The sequence below is a fragment of the Cupriavidus sp. C2SS-8b genome (assembly GCF_057073745.1).
The window spans coordinates 647229-665130 of sequence record NZ_CP172718.1 but is presented as its reverse complement, the minus strand read 5'-3'; the positions used below and the strand labels follow the sequence as shown (position 1 = coordinate 665130).

The 17902-nt window shown below is 62.7% G+C and carries 14 protein-coding genes; 11 read left to right on the top strand and 3 right to left on the bottom strand.

What is annotated here, in order from left to right; all coding sequences use genetic code 11:
* Positions 1–143: 143 nt before the first annotated feature.
* Genes ACIGJB_RS32665 through ACIGJB_RS32655 form a run of 3 tightly spaced genes read left to right on the top strand, consistent with a single transcriptional unit; the run spans position 144 to position 3389 of the window.
* Positions 144–1409 carry a site-specific integrase gene (locus tag ACIGJB_RS32665; RefSeq protein ID WP_035864572.1) on the top strand — a complete coding sequence of 422 codons (1266 nt, stop codon included), beginning with the start codon at positions 144–146 and terminating at the stop codon, positions 1407–1409.
* Positions 1399–2382, top strand: coding sequence for a tyrosine-type recombinase/integrase (locus tag ACIGJB_RS32660; protein ID WP_035864569.1), 984 nt, complete (start codon positions 1399–1401; stop codon positions 2380–2382). Before ACIGJB_RS32665 ends, ACIGJB_RS32660 begins: the two co-directional genes overlap by 11 nt.
* Positions 2379–3389 (top strand): site-specific integrase, encoded by a 1011-nt coding sequence (locus tag ACIGJB_RS32655; RefSeq protein WP_035864567.1) that lies wholly within the window; start codon positions 2379–2381, stop codon positions 3387–3389. The genes ACIGJB_RS32660 and ACIGJB_RS32655 overlap by 4 nt, the downstream gene beginning before the upstream one ends.
* Positions 3390–3482: 93 nt before the next feature.
* Here the strand turns inward: ACIGJB_RS32655 and ACIGJB_RS32650 are convergent, their stop codons facing one another.
* Complete coding sequence (locus tag ACIGJB_RS32650; RefSeq protein WP_483734986.1) at positions 3483–5174, bottom strand: phage integrase family protein; 1692 nt, start codon at positions 5172–5174, stop codon at positions 3483–3485.
* Between the two features lie 153 nt (positions 5175–5327).
* On the opposite strand from ACIGJB_RS32650, the gene ACIGJB_RS32645 reads away from it, so the two are divergent.
* Both ACIGJB_RS32645 and ACIGJB_RS32640 read left to right on the top strand, forming a co-directional pair.
* Positions 5328–8291 carry a Tn3 family transposase gene (locus ACIGJB_RS32645; RefSeq protein ID WP_483734985.1) on the top strand — a complete coding sequence of 988 codons (2964 nt, stop codon included), beginning with the start codon at positions 5328–5330 and terminating at the stop codon, positions 8289–8291.
* 295 nt (positions 8292–8586) lie between these two features.
* Entirely contained in the window at positions 8587–8958 is a 372-nt protein-coding gene (locus ACIGJB_RS32640; protein ID WP_483735193.1) for a response regulator, read from the top strand.
* A 64-nt stretch (positions 8959–9022) separates the two neighbouring features.
* On the opposite strand, the gene ACIGJB_RS32635 is transcribed toward ACIGJB_RS32640, so the two are convergent.
* Positions 9023–12103 (bottom strand): transglycosylase domain-containing protein, encoded by a 3081-nt coding sequence (locus ACIGJB_RS32635; protein WP_483734984.1) that lies wholly within the window; start codon positions 12101–12103, stop codon positions 9023–9025.
* 370 nt (positions 12104–12473) lie between these two features.
* Here ACIGJB_RS32635 and ACIGJB_RS32630 point away from each other — a divergent pair, with 370 nt between their 5' ends.
* From ACIGJB_RS32630 to ACIGJB_RS32605, 6 genes are all read left to right on the top strand, one after another.
* On the top strand, positions 12474–12761 hold the full coding sequence (locus ACIGJB_RS32630) for a hypothetical protein (protein WP_483734983.1): 288 nt from the start codon (positions 12474–12476) through the stop codon (positions 12759–12761).
* A 99-nt stretch (positions 12762–12860) separates the two neighbouring features.
* Positions 12861–13124 carry a hypothetical protein gene (locus ACIGJB_RS32625; RefSeq protein WP_483734982.1) on the top strand — a complete coding sequence of 88 codons (264 nt, stop codon included), beginning with the start codon at positions 12861–12863 and terminating at the stop codon, positions 13122–13124.
* Positions 13125–13243: 119 nt separating this feature from the next.
* Positions 13244–13390 (top strand): hypothetical protein, encoded by a 147-nt coding sequence (locus ACIGJB_RS32620; protein ID WP_483734981.1) that lies wholly within the window; start codon positions 13244–13246, stop codon positions 13388–13390.
* Entirely contained in the window at positions 13377–13655 is a 279-nt protein-coding gene (locus tag ACIGJB_RS32615) for a DUF1488 family protein (protein ID WP_317923264.1), read from the top strand. Before ACIGJB_RS32620 ends, ACIGJB_RS32615 begins: the two co-directional genes overlap by 14 nt.
* A gap of 319 nt (positions 13656–13974) precedes the next feature.
* On the top strand, positions 13975–15063 hold the full coding sequence (locus ACIGJB_RS32610) for a sigma factor-like helix-turn-helix DNA-binding protein (RefSeq protein ID WP_483734980.1): 1089 nt from the start codon (positions 13975–13977) through the stop codon (positions 15061–15063).
* 249 nt (positions 15064–15312) lie between these two features.
* Positions 15313–16578: a sensor histidine kinase gene (locus ACIGJB_RS32605; RefSeq protein ID WP_432260194.1), complete on the top strand. Its 1266-nt coding sequence runs from the start codon at positions 15313–15315 to the stop codon at positions 16576–16578.
* Between the two features lie 398 nt (positions 16579–16976).
* Here the strand turns inward: ACIGJB_RS32605 and ACIGJB_RS32600 are convergent, their stop codons facing one another.
* Positions 16977–17540 carry an Hsp20/alpha crystallin family protein gene (locus ACIGJB_RS32600; protein WP_432260193.1) on the bottom strand — a complete coding sequence of 188 codons (564 nt, stop codon included), beginning with the start codon at positions 17538–17540 and terminating at the stop codon, positions 16977–16979.
* Between the last annotated feature and the right edge of the window lie 362 nt (positions 17541–17902).

Here is a 17902-nt window from a genome sequence, read left to right as displayed (position 1 = left end):
GCTATTACCGGCCGAAAGGTTTTATGCGCAGTAGCCGAGGTAAAGGCCTTGTAGGCAAGTCCCCAGCGTTGGTTTACTGCACATAAAGTTTCATGATGGGAGTCCTGGCGGCCATCGGGGCCGCCGTTGTGAGGAGCTCGATCATGGAGCATTCCACCCATCAAGTTTCAAGCCGCCTTCCGTTGGAGCAGGTCATTGCCGGTGCCGTGGGCGAACTGGAAAGGCTTCACTACAGCAGACGATCGCTGGGGCGCTATCGCGTAGTCTGGCGACATCTCATCGTGTTTTGTCACGAGATGAGCCTGGGAGATGCGTACTCACAGATGCTGGCGAAACAGTTTTGCACCGCGTATCAGATGCGTGAGGGTGAACGCCTAAACTCACGCCAGGGGTGGCGACGGCATATCGTGTTTGCCCTCAAGGTTCTGGAGGACTTTGCGCATGACGGGCACATTGAACGCACCGTCACCGACATGCAGAAGATACAGGTCCCGGCGCCCATGAGCACGACATTGCGTGACTATGAACTGTACTGCCGGGATCGCCTTCATCTTCGCCCAACGACCCTTCGCGAGCGGATGCGTGAGATCGCGATATTCGCGGATTTCCTTGGTTCAAGGAACATCACGTTTTTTGATCAGATACAGCCGCCCGATCTCTGCGCCTTTGTGACCTCGCAACATCGCCTGGTGGCCAAGTCCGTCTCGCGAATCGTTTCCGATGTGCGCGGCTTTCTGCGGTTTCTTCTGCTGCGAGGACTTCTGCAGCAGGATCTCAGCCATGTATTGCCAGTAGTCCACGTTCCCCGAGATGCGACTGTTCCATCGGTCTGGGACCCGGAACTCGTGACTAGGCTGCTCGAAGTCGTTGATAGAACCTCGCCCAAAGGAAAGCGCGATTACGCGATCCTTCTGCTGGCCTGTCGCCTTGGATTGCGAGCGAGCGACATTCGGACACTATCCCTCGACGATCTGAAATGGGATACAGCCACCATAGAGATTAAGCAGTCGAAGACCCTAGCACCTCTTTGCTTGCCACTAACGGAAGAAGTTGGCGAAGCACTGATTGAGTATCTGAGATTGGCCCGTCCTCAATCGGGTCATCGAGAAGTGTTCCTCACATTGAATGCGCCTTTCCAACCCTTCTGTGAGACAGATAACCTGTATCACGTCGTCGAGAGTTGGAAGGCCCGTGCCGGTATTCGCTTCCGGACTCCACAACGTCACGGATTGCACTCGCTACGCCACACTCTCGCGACGCGACTGCTCCATGAACAGACGCCGTTTCAAGTCATCAGCGACATCCTGGGGCACGCGTCGACGGCGTCGACGTTGATCTACGCCAAGACCAACGTGGAAGCGCTGCGCACGGCCGCGCTGAACACCGAGGAGATGCGCCATGACGAGTAGATCATTCAAGGGACGGTTCCGAAGCGCTGTCGGCTCGCTCATGGAACAGTTTGTCCAGGAGAGACGGGCGTGTGGTTACCGATATGATGAGCCCGCCCGATTGCTGGCGCGCTTTGATCGCTTTCTGTGCGATGAAGGACTATCGCAATGCGAGCTACCGCGCTCGATTAGTCGCAAGTGGCTCTCCAAACAGCCCCACGAGTGTAGGGGCACCCACGATCATCGCATCTGTGCGGTTCGCCAATTCGCCCTATTCATGTGCCGGCAGGGATATTCCGCTGACGTGCCAGCTCGATCTCTGACAGTAAGAAATGCAGATGGTTTCTCGCCACGCATCCTGACCCACGCCGAGATCAACCGGTTGCTCCACGCGGCCGACCAGCTCGTGCCGACCGCGCGATCGCCAATGCGCCATCTCATCATGCCGGAAGTATTCCGGCTACTGTATGGCTGTGGGCTGCGTCTTGGCGAGGTGCTGCACCTTCGCGTGGCCGATGTGGACCTTGACCGGGGTATCCTGACGGTGCGTGAGGCCAAATTCGGGAAGGACCGCCTCGTGCCTCCAGCCTTGCCGCTGGTGCAGCGCCTTCGCAGGTATGCGGGAATCATGGGGGACCGGTCGCCCGAAGCGTACTTCTTTCCTTCACCGTCCGACGGACCGTACAGTCTCGAAGCGGTCTACTGGGTATTCCGGGACCTCCTGTTGCGCTCCGGAATCACGCACGGCGGCAGAGGCAAAGGGCCGCGCGTACATGATGTGAGGCACACATTTGCCGCACATGCCTTGCTGCGCTGGTGCCGCGAGGGGGCTGACCTCGATGCAAAGCTCCCGGTACTGGCGACCTACATGGGACATCGGTCTCTTGTCGGAACGCAGCGCTACCTGCACCTGATAGCTGAACTGTTTCCGGAGATCACGGCGCGCACCAGCGCCGTCTTCGGTGATGTCATCCCGCGGAGGAATGGATCATGAAACCAACGGACTTCTCCATGCTCCTGACCGACTTCCTGACGCATCATCTGGCCGCACAGCGCAACCTAAGCCCCAACACGATCAAGGCTTATCGCGACGTCTTCACCCTGCTGCTGCGATTCTGTCGCGACGTGCGAGGAATCGCACTGGAGCGTCTGTCTCTGGCACAGATCGACGTACCCCTTGTTGAGGCATTCCTTGATCACCTGGTAACCGACCGGCACGTTTCTGTCAGCACGCAGAATCATCGCCTCGCGGCGTTACACGCGTTCTTCCGCTACGTACAGTCGGAAGTGCCCGAGCAACTGTTGCAATGCCAGCAGGTCCTCGCCATTCCGCTGCGGCGACAGCCGCGCCCCAGCGTCGATTATCTCTCCAAGGAATACCTTGCACAGCTTCTCGCTCAACCGGATCTGCGTACGTCTGAGGGCCGCCGAGATGCAGTAATGTTAAGCGTACTCTATGACACCGGCGCCCGGGTACAGGAGTTGATTGACCTGAACGCTGGCGACGTGCGCCTGGATCCTCCGTCGCAGGTACGACTCATGGGAAAGGGTCGAAAGCTACGCGCCGTGCCCCTGATGGACTCGACTGTCGAACTGCTGCGCCAGTATCGACGCGATAACAACCTCGATCGCCCTGAACAGACCGACAAGCCACTCTTCCAGAACCGGCAAGGCACACGGTTATCGCGCTCGGGTGTGCGGTATCTTCTCGAAAAGTATGTGATTCCTATACGACGAAGTCACCCCGAGTTTACGCAGCGGGTGAGTCCCCACAGCCTGCGGCACACAAAGGGAATGCACCTGCTGCAAAGTGGCGTCCCGCTCGAGATCATCCGCGACTTCCTGGGTCACGTCGATGTGAAGACTACCGAGATCTATGCTCGCGCAAATCTTGAGATGAAGCGCAAAGCGCTCGAGAAAGTCAGTGACGGTGCGCCGCTTCCAAAGTTCCCATCGTGGCAGCAGAACAAAACGCTGCTCGAATGGCTCCATTCGCTGTAGGACCGAGGAGGTTACGCACGCCGTTTGTTGGTTGCGGGCCTCCACATCCTGTCCAAACTTTTATGTACAGTTCCTACGACCGAGAACCTTTGCCTATCGCGAGTGGGATTTGAGACTGCGCATAAAACCTTTCGGCCGGTAATAGATCGAGGTCGTGGCAACCGAAGCGTGACGAAGATTGTCGCGCACGCTGGTCAATTCCGCGCCGCGCGCCAAGGCATGGGTGGCATGGGTATGCCGCATCCAGTGTGGGCTAGCCCGGCGCAGCTTGTCGGCAACTGTTGGGTTGTCGGGCACAACCACATCGGCGGCCTGGCCAAAGAAGCGCCGCATCACGTGCCAGAGGCGGGTCCCGGTAATGCTGGCCGCTCTATCCAGTTCCAGGCTCGCGAGGAGGGGCGTCTTGGGATCCCAGCGAGCCGGCGTCACCGGCAGCCCCCGTTGCACCAGGTACTGGTCGAGCGCCGATCGTGCCAGTGGTGGAAGCGCCACTTTCCCAGGCCGACTCCCCTTGCCGATCAAGTGCAGCCAGTGGTCGTGGTGTTCATCAACATGGATGTCGCCTAGCGTTGCGCCAACCAGCTCGCTGGCGCGCAAGCCGGTGGCATAAGCGAAATCCAGGATAAAGCGCAGGCGCTGGGCCGCGGATGCATCCCAGCCATAGGACCACTCCAGGCCGTCGGCAATGGTACGCACCAGCAGCCATTCGCCCTCGGTAAATCCTCGGGAGGTATCGAGGGCGGCGACGCGAGTGCGGCCACGTACCTTGATCCCGGCAAACGGATTGGCCAACACGTAGCGTTGCTCGATCAGCCAGCGGAACAAGGCGCCCAGCACCGACAGCGCGTATGCCGTGGAGCGGGCCGAAAGCGCTCGTGCAAACGGGCGCCAATCGGGGGCACTACGTGCTCGCGGTGGCCCGACCCACCGCTCGCGCGGCGCCGGCCGCCTCAGGAAAGCGCGATAGGCGATGGCGTCCTCAGTCGTCAGGGATGACAGTGCTCGACCGCGTTCTACGATCGCCCACAGAATCAGGCGCTCGGCCTCCTTCCGGTAGGCGCGTTGCGTGGTGGGGGCCTCATGCAAGGCGAGCCACGCCTGCACCGCCTCGTAGTCGTTGGAGGCGTCGAGCGTGCAGGCCTGCCGCGGCGCCCGGAAGTTGCCCCGCGAGCCGTCCACCTCGTGCGGCAGTCGCAGCCGCTCCCACGGAACCACCGCGCTCGGCGACGCGGTGACGATCAGCGCGCGCGCCCGCTCGGTCAGTTTCGGGTGCGCGCCAAAGAAGCCCTCGATTTGCCGCGCACTGGCCTGCCCCAATCCTGCGATCGCGCTCCACCAGCGGCGCCGGCGCGGCACCCGCACGGTCAGGTCCGACAGCGTCTGGATGCCGTGGGCGCGCAGGGCGCGAACGGCCCGGGGTGCCAGCCAAAGCCCAATGTCGTCCGTAACGTGCGGCTGGGCGGCAGGGAGGGAGCGCAGGACCTCGATCGCGTGGGCCACGGCGCTCGCCTGCGGTAGCCGTTCGCTCATGGGCTGCTGGAACAGGTTGGCCAGGTCAGCGCGCTGGCGGTGCTGCGCGAATGCGATGAGTTGCCGGCGGATTTGGCCGAGGATGCCGCGCGCCGATTGACCGGGCGCCTTGGCATGGGGCAGATAGCGCTCCACCGCCGCTCGAGATGAGAGGCCCGCGTACCACGCGCGCAGCGCGGCAAGCGCAGCCTCATCGGGGAAGTCGGGGGATTCGGAGACGCTGGAGAGTGGGGGCCGGGTCTGGCGTGTTTTCATGCTTGCCAGTTTAGGTCGAAAACCAATCCATTGCGATAAGAAGGATTATCTGAATAGATCGTATAGACTGCTGATTTTTTGGCCGAAACCCGCCCTCGGAAACCGGTGTCGTGCCCCGGCACCGCGGATTCCTACGCATTGTGAACCACTGGCATGCCACGCCGCACTGTCCTTTCCACCTCCGAGCGGGAGAGCCTGCTCGCGTTTCCTGATAGCGAAGACGAACTCATCCGTCATTACACGTTCAACGAGTCGGATCATGCGCTGATCCGGCAACGCCGTGGCGCCGCGAATCGGCTGGGATTCGCCGTCCAGCTCTGTTACATGCGCCATCCCGGCATCCTGTTGGCCGCCGGCGAGGCACCGCCGCAGGCATTGTTGCAGTGGGTTGCGCAGCAACTGCGCCTTGCGCCCACGCATTGGACGGACTACGGGCGGCGCGATCAGACCCGAAGGGAGCACCAGGCGGAGCTGCAGACCGTGCTTCGCATGCGCCCGTTCACCATGGCCGACTACCGCGCCGCCGTCCAGTCGCTGTCGGAGCTGGCGCAGCAAACCGACAAGGGCATCATCCTCGCCACGGCGTTGATCGATTTCCTGCGCCAGCAGTCGCTGCTGCTGCCGGGCATGAACGTGATCGAGCGCATTTGCGCGGAGGCCGTCACGCGCGCGACCCGCCGCATCTACCAGATACTGACCGAGCCGCTCACGGAACACCACCGGCTACAGCTAGATCATCTCCTGCAGCGCCGACCGGATGGGCGCCTGACCTGGCTCGCCTGGCTGCGGCTGCCGCCGGGCAAGGCCAGCTCCCGCCAGATGTTGCAGCATATCGATCGCCTGAAGAGGTTGCGGGCCGTCGGCTTGCCGGAGGGGATCGACCGACTGGTTCACCAGAACCGGCTGCTCAAGATCGCCCGCGAGGGCGGTCAGATGACGCCCCATGATCTCGCCAAGTTCGAGCCGCAGCGCCGGCACGCGACGCTGACCGCGATCGTGGTCGAGGCCTGCGCCACGGTGACCGACGAAATCGTCGATCTACACGACCGTATCTTGGGGCGTCTGTTCAATCTGGCGAAGAAGAAGCACCGCGAGGAATTTCATCTGTCCGGCAAGTCGATCAATGACAAGATCCGGCAGTACTCGAGAATCGGGCGGGCCATCCTGGAGGCGAAGGAGCGCGGCGGCGATCCCTTCGAGGCGATTGAAGCGGTGATGCCCTGGCAGGTCTTCACCAAGAGCGTCACCGAAGCCGAGCAGCTCGCCCAACCTGAGGCGTTTGACTTCCTGCATCTGGTTGGCGACCATTTCTCGACGCTGCGACGTTACGTGCCCGAATTCCTTGAGATCCTGAAGCTGCGCGCCGCGCCGGCCGCCAAGGATGTGCTGGCCGCCATTGACACCATCCGAAAGATGAATGTCAACGATGCGCGCAAAGTCCCGGCCGATGCGCCCACGTCTTTCATCAAGAAGCGCTGGGAGCCGCTGGTACGCGCCAAGAACGGCATCGACCGTCGCTACTATGAGTTGTGCGCGCTGGTGGAACTCAGGAACCGCTTGCGTTCCGGCGACATCTGGGTGCTGGGCTCGCGGCAATTCAAGGATTTCGAGACGTACCTGTTGCCCGCCGAGAAGTTCGTCGCGCTCCGACAGAGTTGCCTGCTGCCGCTGCCGATCGCCACTGATTGCGACTGCTACCTGGATGAGCGACGCCGATTGCTGGAACTGAAGCTGGCCACCGTCAATCGGCTAGCCACCGCGAACAAGCTGCCGGACGCGATCATCACCCAGTCCGGCCTGAAGATCTCGCCGCTCGACGCCGCCGTTCCAATGGAGGCGCAGACCTTGATCGACCAGACCGCGCTGATGCTACCGCGCGTCAAGATCACGGAGCTGCTGCTGGAAGTCGACGGATGGACCGGATTCACCCGCCATTTCACGCACCTGAAGACGGGCGAGCCGGCCACCGACAAGACGCTGTTGCTCACGACTGTGCTTGCCGACGCCATCAATCTCGGTCTAACCAAAATGGCGGAATCCTGCCCGGGCACTACCTACGCCAAGCTGTCCTGGCTGCAGGCGTGGCATATTCGGGACGAAACCTATACTCAGGGCCTGGCCGATCTCGTCAATGCACAATCGGCCCATGGGTTCGCTGCGCATTGGGGGGACGGCACGACGTCGTCGTCAGACGGTCAGCGCTTCAAGGCCGGCGGCCGAGCCGAGAGCACTGGGCACGTCAATCCGAAGTACGGCTCTGAACCCGGCCGGATGATCTACACGCATATCTCGGATCAGTACGCGCCGTATCACTCCAAGCTGGTCAACGTCGGCATCCGTGATTCGACCTACGTGCTCGACGGCCTGCTGTACCATGAGTCCGATCTGCGGATCCAGGAGCACTACACGGATACCAACGGCTTCACCGATCACGTCTTCGCCCTGATGCATCTGCTCGGGTTCCGGTTCGCGCCCCGGATCCGCGATCTCGCAGACACGAAGCTGTACATCCCCGGCAGCCCAGACGACTATCCGGCGTTGGCTCCGATGATCGGTAGCGCCTACAAGGAGAAGCTGATCCGGTCACACTGGGATGAAATCCTGCGCCTGGCCACGTCGATCCGCCAGGGCACGGTGACCGCCTCATTGATGTTGCGAAAGCTCGGCAGCTACCCACGACAAAATGGCCTCGCAGTGGCGCTTCGCGAGCTAGGCCGCATCGAGCGGACATTGTTCACGCTGGACTGGTTACAGGACCTGCAATTGCGCCGTCGCACCCATGCGGGCCTCAACAAGGGCGAGGCCCGCAACGCGCTGGCGCGATCCGTCTTCTTCTACCGTCTTGGCGAAATTCGCGACCGCAGCTTCGAGCAGCAACGCTACCGCGCCAGTGGGCTGAACCTGGTCACGGCGGCAATCGTGCTGTGGAACACCGTCTATCTCGAACGTGCTGTGCAGGCACTGATGGGCCGTGGCATGCCAATCGATCCAGCCTTGTTTTCTTACCTGTCCCCGCTGGGATGGGAACACATTAACCTGACCGGCGATTACGTGTGGCGCCAAAGCAACAAGCTACAGGCAGGGAAGTTCCGTCCGTTACGGCTGCCGGAGCGCTGAGTCGCTATAAGTACTCCGATCGCATCACTGGCCACGCACTATGCCAGTCGCTACGGTGGTGGTACCCATGCGCCGAACAACGCTGGCGCCATGGATAGATTGGAGCGCTTTGCAGCAGGGACGGCGCTTACCGGCCTACCTGCTCGACGTCACCAACTACGAGTCATGCCAGAACGCCAGATCGAAAATCTCTAGGTCGAGATCGGATCCATCGCAGGAAGCCCCAACGACACCGTTGCATCCGCGGCAACCGTTCGCTATGAATAGATGAAAGCCCAATTGGAAATTGGAACTCGTGTTGCGACGTGCGCTCATTCTCGATGACGATCCCAACGGTGCGTCCGCACTGTGTGAACTCTTGCGGCAATCAGGGTGGGACGCCCTTTGGTGCGACGACGGCGAGGCGATGTTGCTGCTTGCCGCGGGCTTTCAGCCGCAGTTGCTTGTGCTCGATCTGGACATGCCCCGAATCACTGGTTTGGAGGTTGCCCGGCGCCTGCGTGCACAACCCTGGGCACAGCGAGCCGTGATCGTCGCATTCAGTGGCGGGCGCGGCGACAAAATGCCAAGCGAAGTCCTGGAGGCGGGCTTTGATCATTTCTGCCCCAAGCCTTACCGTCCGGCGTACCTTGAATTATGGGGCGCGCCACGTAGCGGCCCGGGTTGAAGGATCCTGGTGCTTCAAGCCGGCCGAAAGGCTAGGCAGCGGTGACATTTCGCGCGCGTTTCGGTCAATGGACCATGACGCCGACAAGCGGATCTTCTTGAGGTCGGTCGCGGCAACGCAGCAGCGGCTGGTCGCTGCCCGGCGCGACCATGGCCGCCACCTGCGGCGCCATGTAGCGCAGCAGCCGCACCGCCAGGGCGCTGGTGTAGCTGTACCGCGCCGCATATGGCTCCCTCGCGCTGATGGTGACGGTGCCGAAGAAGCGTTCCCCCAAGACGAAGACAAAGGTGGCTGAGCGGGTCACGGAGCGTGACGCGATCAGCCGCCCGCCCGGCGCATAGACTTGGAGGCGCTGGTCCCCGGTGCCGGTCTTGCCGGCCACCGCCAGCGGCACGCCGCCCTTGCCAGGCACAACAAACGCGCCCCGGATCGACCTGGCCGTGCCCCGCTCCACCACTTCCAGCATGGAGCGCCGCACCAGGGATGCCACTTCGGTCGGTAGCAGTCGCTTGCCCGGCGCCGGCTGCAGGACAAAGCGCGTCACATAGGGGGTGTTGGCGGCAAAATCCAGGCTGCGCACCGTGGCCGTCCGAGTGGCCACCCCGCCGTTGAGGAGGATGCCTGCCAACTCCGCCAGCGCGGCGGGCCGGTCGCCCGAGGCGCCGATGGCGGTGGCATACGACGGGGTCAGCGAATCGAAGGGGTAGCCCAGGCGCTGCCAGCGCTTCGCAATGCGCTGGAACGCATCCTGCTCCAGCAGGGTGCGGATGCGGTTGTCCTGGCCGGCCTTGCTGCGGGAGCGGAACAGCCACCGGTACACCTCCTGGCGCTCGGCAGTGCTGTCGCGCAGGATCTGCGCCAGCGTCGCATCCGGATGCTTGCCCAGGTATTCCACCATCCACAGCTCCAGCGGGTGGATGCGCGACAGGTAACCGCGGTCATTGAGGTTGAACTTGTCGTGGCCATATTTGCGGTAGAGCGCGGGCAGATCTTCGCCAGCGAGCCGCTTGTCCGTCAATCGCGAGCGCATGATGCGGATAAAGCTCTCCTCATCCAAGTTCGGCCGCACGCTCAGCAGCGTCACCGACAGGCGCACCGCAGAAGAGTGCGGCGTGCTGATGCGCACGCGGTCAAGCAGGGTTGCCAGGCGCTGGTCCGAATTCTTGCCGCGGTAGTGCTGGTAGAAGCCGGTCATGTAAGCGCTGCCCTCCTGGTCGGCAAAGCGCTCCAGGTAAGCGCGGCGCTCGGGCGAGTTCCGGTCGTCGAAGATGTCGCTCATATCGGGCCTGGCGTGGAACATCTCATGGCGCACGATGTCGCGCATCAGGCGGATGAAGACCAGGTTAACCGAATGCTGGAAACCTTCGCGCACGGTCATGATGCGCTCGCCTTCCCAGCGCTCGAAATTGCTGAAGCTCTGCCGTCCCCCGCCGGTAAAGAAGGCTTCGCCCGGGTTGCCGGAATACTTGCGTTCCAGGGCCGCTTCCAGCATCGGCGTCAGTTCGCGCTCCGCCGGCGCAGGCGCCTGGCTCAGATAATCGACCGCCCAGCGGCTGAGTGCATCCTGCTTCGCCAGCTTTACACCGGCCAGCTCGGCGCGGCTCATGCCGGCATAGCGACCGTGCAGCTCGGTGACGATCTCCAGGTAAGTCACCAGCGTGCGCAGCTTGGCGGTGGATCCCAGGTTGAAGCGCGCCCCGCTATTGACGTCGAACGGCTGGTCCACATTGTCGGCCTGCACCCTCACCACACTGGCATTGCCCACGCGCTCGAACAGCGTGAAGCTGGCCGTCAGCTTGGACGGGTCATCCTGATCGCGCAGCAGGTTGTGGCCGTACAGGCCCATTTTGCGGGCCTCGTCCTTGTCGCGCATGCGCAGCAGGGTATCGGTGACAATGCGCTGCGCCTCCCGGTTGATGGTGCTGTCCGCGGTCAGGTCCAGGCGGTCCATGTCATAGCGGCTGTCGACACCGGTCACCCGGCCGATGTCCGCGCGCACGCGGTTGACGGCCTTGCGCGTGACGAAGGGCTCCGGCTCAGGCTTGGGCGGCGCCGCCGCCTTGGCCAGCGGCTGCTGCAGCGCGGCGTCGCGCAACGCGGGCGTGATGATGCGGTTGGCCGCCAGCAGGCGCAGGTAGCTACCGGTCAGCGCCTCCAGGTTGGTATCGTCGCGGCGCAGGTGGTAGGACGGCCGGCGCTGCGCGATGATCAGTGACAGCGCGCGCTTGAACGCCTGCGCCTCGCGGCCGGTGGGCACGTTCGGGTCCATCTGTGTCATCAGCCGGTTGGCCTCGGCGAAATCCTCGCCATACCAGACCCACAGCGCATCGCCAATGCCGTTGACTTCGCCAAAGCCCACCCGTGCCGACAGCGGCACCGTGTTGAGATAGTCGACCACGATGCGTTCGCGCGCGCGACGCGTGTCCGGCCCGTCCAGATAGGCGCGCAGCGAGGCCGAGGCCATCTGCCGGAACTTCTCCGCGATCGACTGCGTGCGACCTTCCGGCGAATGCCGATACTTCTCGATCTGCGTGGCCAGCGTGCTGCCGCCAGGCGATTCGTGCGACTTGTCGGCCAGGCGGATCACCTGGTCCATCACCGCCCGTGACAGGCGTTTCCAGTCGAGCGCCGGGTTCAGGTTCGGGTACTCCGGATTCAGCAGCCCCTGGTTTTCCACGAACAGCAGCGCGCCGACCAGTACCGGCGGCACCGCCGCGAAGTTGTCATACTGCCGCTGCGGATAGCGTTCAAACAAAAGCGTCAGGCCGTTGCAGTCGCGCAGCGCCAGGCCTGCCTGACTCTTCTCGCGATACGGGGGGAAGATGCCGTAGTCCATCAGCCGAACCATCGCAGGCGACATGCGCGCCTGCTCCGCTGGCACGTAGCCGTGTTGCGTCAGCCGCTCGGTGAAGCCTGGCATCCGGCCGTAGCCCAAGCGCGCGTCATAGGGGCCGGAATGGGGAAAGCGGATGCTGTCGCTGGCGCCCGGCTGCACCTCGAAGCTCAACTGCCTGGTGAAGCGACCAAGATAATGCGCCTGCCATTGCGAATTGCGCACTTCGTTTGCAACAAGGCCGTAGGCGACATAGCCACCCCCGCACAGGGCGACCGCCACGCCTGCGAAAATCCAGCCACGACGCGACACTTCTTGGCTATCCGAAATGCTACCGGCGCCCGTCGGCACGGGGATCATGCCGGCTCCAAGCGCAAGCGAGGCGGGCCGCCTTCGCGCGCACCGCCTCACATAATATTAGAAGCGAGCAGGCGCGTTGCAAGCGCCTGATCGTGCGTCACGCTACCGGCCGCGATGGCCGGGCTGAGCGCGGGCGGATCCCCCACCGTATGCCGGGCGGGCACCTGTGGCGGCGCGATAAGGGTGTGCGCCGGCGTCGCCAGCCAATTGCGCTAAGCTATTAGGGGCGAAGCCGGGCGGGGCCTCGGATCGGTAGGCTTTGTGTTCAGACCGCACGCTCGCGGAGGCAGGACGAACACAATGGCACTAAAGAGGAGGGAGCATGAACACGCTGACCTACACACTGGTCACCTACCGTCCCGATGGCGCCAATCAGAGCGCACACGACATTGTCGTCAGCCGAGACTGGCAAGAGGTGGTGCGCCGCACCGCGATCCTACTCGACCAGAACGCCACGCGCGAGAGTGATCAGCCGTGGAAATTCTACCTGCTGGTAGATGGTCAGTTCGCCGGCGCCTACACGCAAGAACGGCTGGTGAAGGCGGCGACCACCTATCCCGGCCGGGGCGAAGAGGACAAGCCCTTGGCGCCGCCCTCGGGAACCATTTAAATCGGATCAGAGGCACGTCGCTTCAGGCTGAGGCGCCTGCATTCCGTACGGGGGCGGAATTCGGCAAGACGCCGCCTCCACCGCATAGGAGACATCGCCATGCACACGACCAAGAGCGATTCGCGATTGGCGAGCGCGAGTGAGATCCGCGAGATTGTGGGTCGCGTTGACGATGAAGTCATCGCACGGATCCTGGACATCGAGCCGACCGTTGAGGATGTGCGGCGGGCCTGCGAATGGTTGCGTGCCGACGAGCCTCAATTGCGCAACCCTGAGTTCAGCTGGGGACGCAAGGCGGAAGAGGTGTTCGAAATTCTGGACGACGAGTTGCCGGATTTCGATTCGTCGGGCCGCCCAGGGTAGCCGCCGGTCGGGGCATTGCGCGCCCGACGCTCGCTCCCCGGTCCAAGCTCATGGGGCCATCAACGCAAACGATAGGCCGAGTGTGGCGCCTGACGCCGGCCGCATAGCCGGTAACGCGGATGAACCGGATCGCCGCGCCGCGAATCGCGTGCTTCGCGACTTTGTCGTCCATCGGAATCTGCCTACACTGGCAACAAATCGGCGCGGCGACGGTGTTCGCTGGCAACCTCGGTTTCTCTCCCGGCTATCGCAATGCAACAGATTGACTTTCCTCGCACCGAACCGCGCTTTCGTGCCGCCGACTTGAGCCTCGAATGCGCTGCTCGCGTGGACGGAACGCCCGCATGCTATGCCATTACCGCGGAGGCGCTTGAGGATCACTTTGGGGCGCGCTCGCATCGGCCAGAGGATCTGGTACAGGCCCTACAGGGACACCGCGATGATATTGAAAGCGTCGCACGCACCCTATTCGACTTGACTGGATCACGCAACATCGTGCTGCACAGTGGGCATTTCCGTTTCGCCCTGTAACGGCCGTGCATTGGGGATCGGATTGGTTGGGCGCGCCTGAACCGGCACACCAACTCGCCAAGGCAGGACCGATTCCCAAGTTTTGGTTGACCGCCGTGGTGCCAGGTGGAGCACGCAACAGGTATCCTTGTTGCCCTTGGTTCTTTGGCTCAGGCAAGGCGAAGCGGACAACTTCAGCCCACAGCAACGGGGCCCGTGGGGGAATGTGGCCGCAAGCGTGCTGGCGAGGCTCACGCGTGCGGAGGCCCTTCGTGGAGAGAAGGTTGGATGTTGGCTGCCATCGTCCCGGGGCGCGATAGGCTATTGCAGCGGGCATGTCGTGAAACTGCTGGTAAGATACCAAAACATCACCGAGGCCTCGCACGCGCGGTGCGAGCAAATGCTCACCGAGTCTGCCGCGCACTATCTCAAGCGTCATTTCAAACGGTTTTTTGGCGGAACGGTGCTGCTGCGCGCCGATCTCGCGAGGGACGCCGCCCACCCCTCCTATCATGTCAGGCTGCGCCTGGCGCTGCCGCGTGCCACGTTAGTCAGCACAGAAGACGGGAAGTCGATCCGAAGCGCGCTGAGGGCGTCGTTCGTCGACCTTGAGCGCCAGATCGAGCGCCACCTGGCGCGCCTGCGCCGGGAGGATACTTGGCGGCGCAAACAGCGCCGTGAGGGGCTGCGACGACTGAAGGCCGCCACCGCGGCGGCGACCCCGGCGGAATCGGCACGTTTCGACGAACAGGTTCGGGCACTGCTATCGCCGCTGCAACGCTTCGCGCAGCGCGAACTGTCCTATCTGCGGGCGCGCGGCGACTTGGCAGAAGCGGATCCGGCCTTGGACGATGTGGTCGACGAGGTACTGACTCGCGCCCTCGAGCGACTGAACCAGGCCCCGCAGGTGGTACTGAGCGAGGATGAACTGCACGGGCTCGCGCTGGCCGTGCTGGAAGCTGAGGTTGCGCGGCGGCGCAGCGAAGAAGGCCGCTGGGTTTCGCTCGAGGCCAAGGCCACGGTTGTGCCGGCACGCTCTCATGATGACATTGATGACGCGGTATTCGAGTACTGGCAACCGGATGAGTTGCTGCGGATGGAAGATGTGGTGCCTGACGCTGCCATTAGCCCGGACGTGGTAGCCGCCCAGAACGAATTGCACGAGATCGTCGGCGAATTGCTGTCGCAGCTGCCTAACCAGTGGCGTCGAACTGTGCTGCTAGCACGCGTGGACGACGTGCCAGTGCGCAACATTGCGCGCTTGCTGAACACACCGGAAGGCGAGGTACGGAGCTGGCTGGATCACGCCGATGCCTTTCTCAAGGCCAGGCTCGAAGAGGACGGGCTGCAACCCGTGAGCGGGACTGGCCAGAAACGACACGGGCGAGAAAGTGGCGCCGAGACGGAGGGCCAACTGCCTGACACCTAAGCACATGTCAGGATTGGATGGGCACGCCGGGTCAGATCGTAGCAGGGGCGCGATGGGTCGGGATCCCACATGTAGGTTCCAAAGCGAGTCTGAGCTTGATACTTGTAGATTGCCTGTGCATCATGCAAATCCCGTTCCAGAGGGAGAGGGCCGGTCTGACGGATAATCAAGCCATGCCGCCTCCTCGCTGGTCACCCGCCAACCCGTCCGGGCCAATCCTCGTTTCCCGTTTGCCGACCCAACCTGATCATGCCCGACCTGCAACCGGCGCCGCTTCGCGGCCTTGCCGCCTTTCTCCAGCAGAGCCGAACCGCGCTGACTGAGCGGTGGATGCGCGCGGTATCTGCGGATGAAATCCTGACGGAGGCTGACCGGCTGACGTACGAACAGCTCGCAGACCATCTGCCCCAGATTATCCACAGCATCTGCGTGGCGCTCGAGGCGGAAGATCTCGACCAGGCCGAGCCGGCAATCGGACGGGGGGCGCGTCAGCACGGCAATGTGCGCTGGCGCCAGGGTTACCAGATCGTGGAACTGGTGCGTGAGCTGGACCTGTTGGGTCAGGTGCTGGATGACGCGCTCGACGAATATGCGCAGTCGGTCCCGAGCTTCAGCCGGCAATACGAAGCCCGCGCGCGTCGCCTGATCGATGAGGCGCGCAGTTTCGTGACGCTGACATCGATCCGGGAGGTCGTGTCCGAGCGCGAGCGCGAGATCGACCAATATACCGCTCGTCTCGAGCGCGCCAATGATGAGCTCGAACTCAGGCAGCGGCTGCTAAGCGAGCTGCACGAGTCGCGCATGCAGATGACGCGCAGCGTCGTCCACGACCTGCGCAATTTCCTGAACGCGTTTTCGATTGCGCTGCAACTGATCTCCCGTGCACCGGCAAAAACGGAAGCCGGGGTTGCATTGGCGAGCCGGCAGGCTGCCGACATGAAGCAACTGGTCGACCAGATGGTGGAGTATTCAGTTGTCCTCGGCGACGTCTCACCTGTCCTCCCCGAGACGGTTGACCTGGGCGAGCTATTCGACGAACTGGTGGCGACTTCACGTCCGCTGGTTGAAGCCAAAGGCTTGCGGCTCGAAGCCGAGCGTGACCCCGGGTTGAGTGCCGTTCGCTCGCACCGGCTCCGGCTGAAGCAGGTGGCGACGAATCTGCTGTCGAACGCCCTGAAGTATACGCCCGAGGGCGAGGTTCGCCTGACGGTGGGCTGGGTGGACGCGGATCACTGGTATCTGCGGGTGTCGGATACGGGCGTGGGCATCGCGCCATCTGACCAGGCACGTGTGTTCAACGAATTCGAGCGGGCGGCAGACGAGGACATCCCAGGCGCCGGACTGGGACTGGCAATCGTGAAGGAGCTCTGCCGGACGCTTGAGGGCGTCATCCATTTCAAATCGCGTAAAGGGCACGGCACAAGCTTCGAGATCCATTTTCCGGTGAGGCTCAGGGAGCCGGAGACCGACGGGGGGCTGAATGCGGGCGGTGATCACTGTTCTACGCGATGCTGACTGGTCGTCGTGTCCTTCGACTGCTCCGGCTCTGACGGCGCTGACCATGGTAGCAGGCAATCCTCGCGTTTCGTCAGGTCACACGCTGCGCCGGGGCCGAGGCGAAGGAGCTTGCGTGATGTGGGCAATGGTGGTGGGGTCGTTTGCGCGGGCGATTGCGACAATCTTCGTGGCCGGCCACTATCGTCTCGAACATCGTCGTGAGCAGTGGCTCAGGAATCTCGACCACGCCGACCGGCGCCACTGGACCGGCCCCGGCGCTAGTGGCCTTGTCCGGTAGGTCGTACTGGAGTCGAACCAGCGACCAACGGATCAACAGTCCACTGCTCTACCAGTTGAGCTAATGGCCGGCCCACACGATATCCGCCCGCCACCAAGACATTTCTTGCCTGCTTGCCCTAGCCAATATCGATCGTGCGACTCGCGGATCGCGCCGGCTCCGATTTCGGCACGGTCAACGTGAGCACACCATTGTCAAACTTTGCCAGGGTGTGATCGGGGTCGGCGTTTTCCGGCATGGGAATCGTGCGCACGAAGTTTCCATAGGCGCGCTCTAGCCGGTAACAGCCATCTTCGTCGCTGCGCACGTCCTGCTTTTTCTCGCCGCGCAGCACGATCGCCCCGTCCTCGACGCTCACGTTCAGGTCTTCGCGCTCTATCCCTGGCAATTCGGCGGTCACGCGCAGCACCTGCCCTTCGTCGACCACGTCGATGCGCGGCTGGAAGCGCGATGAACTGAAGTCGCCAAACCATCGCTCGAGTGCACCACGGCCGGCAAACGGGTCATGAAAGAACTCCTCCACTGCGCGCCACGGTTCGCGTGAGAACAGTCGCGGAATGTCAGGCAAGGAGGCGCGCCATTGTTCGCTCGCCGGCGGGCTTTCCGGGCTGTCCCCATCGGACTTGCGGGCTGCCCCGCGAAGGAACTTGAAGAGATTCCACTTTTTCGGGTCGGTGTTCATCGTATCCTCCTCTAAGAGGTCTGGCAGGAGAACCGGATTCCAGTTGGTGTCAGCCGCATCGTCGATGATCTATTGACCGTAGGAACCCCCTGATGTGCGGTTTCCCGACGGTATATGAATAGCGCACGGGGAAAACTCCCTGAAGACATCTCGCAGATGGCAGTTGCAGAAAGCAGGACCGGTATATTTTCGGTACGTTATGACAGCCGTAGGGGTTGGTCTTCGGTTCTCTGCGAAGGCGTCAGTCGTTGCTAGCCGGTTTGACAAGCCCCTGGCTGTCGCGGCCACATAAGCGTGTTCTTGGCCGTATATGCCGGCCGCGAAATCATTACAAGAAACACCGACAGAGGCCGCTAACGTAC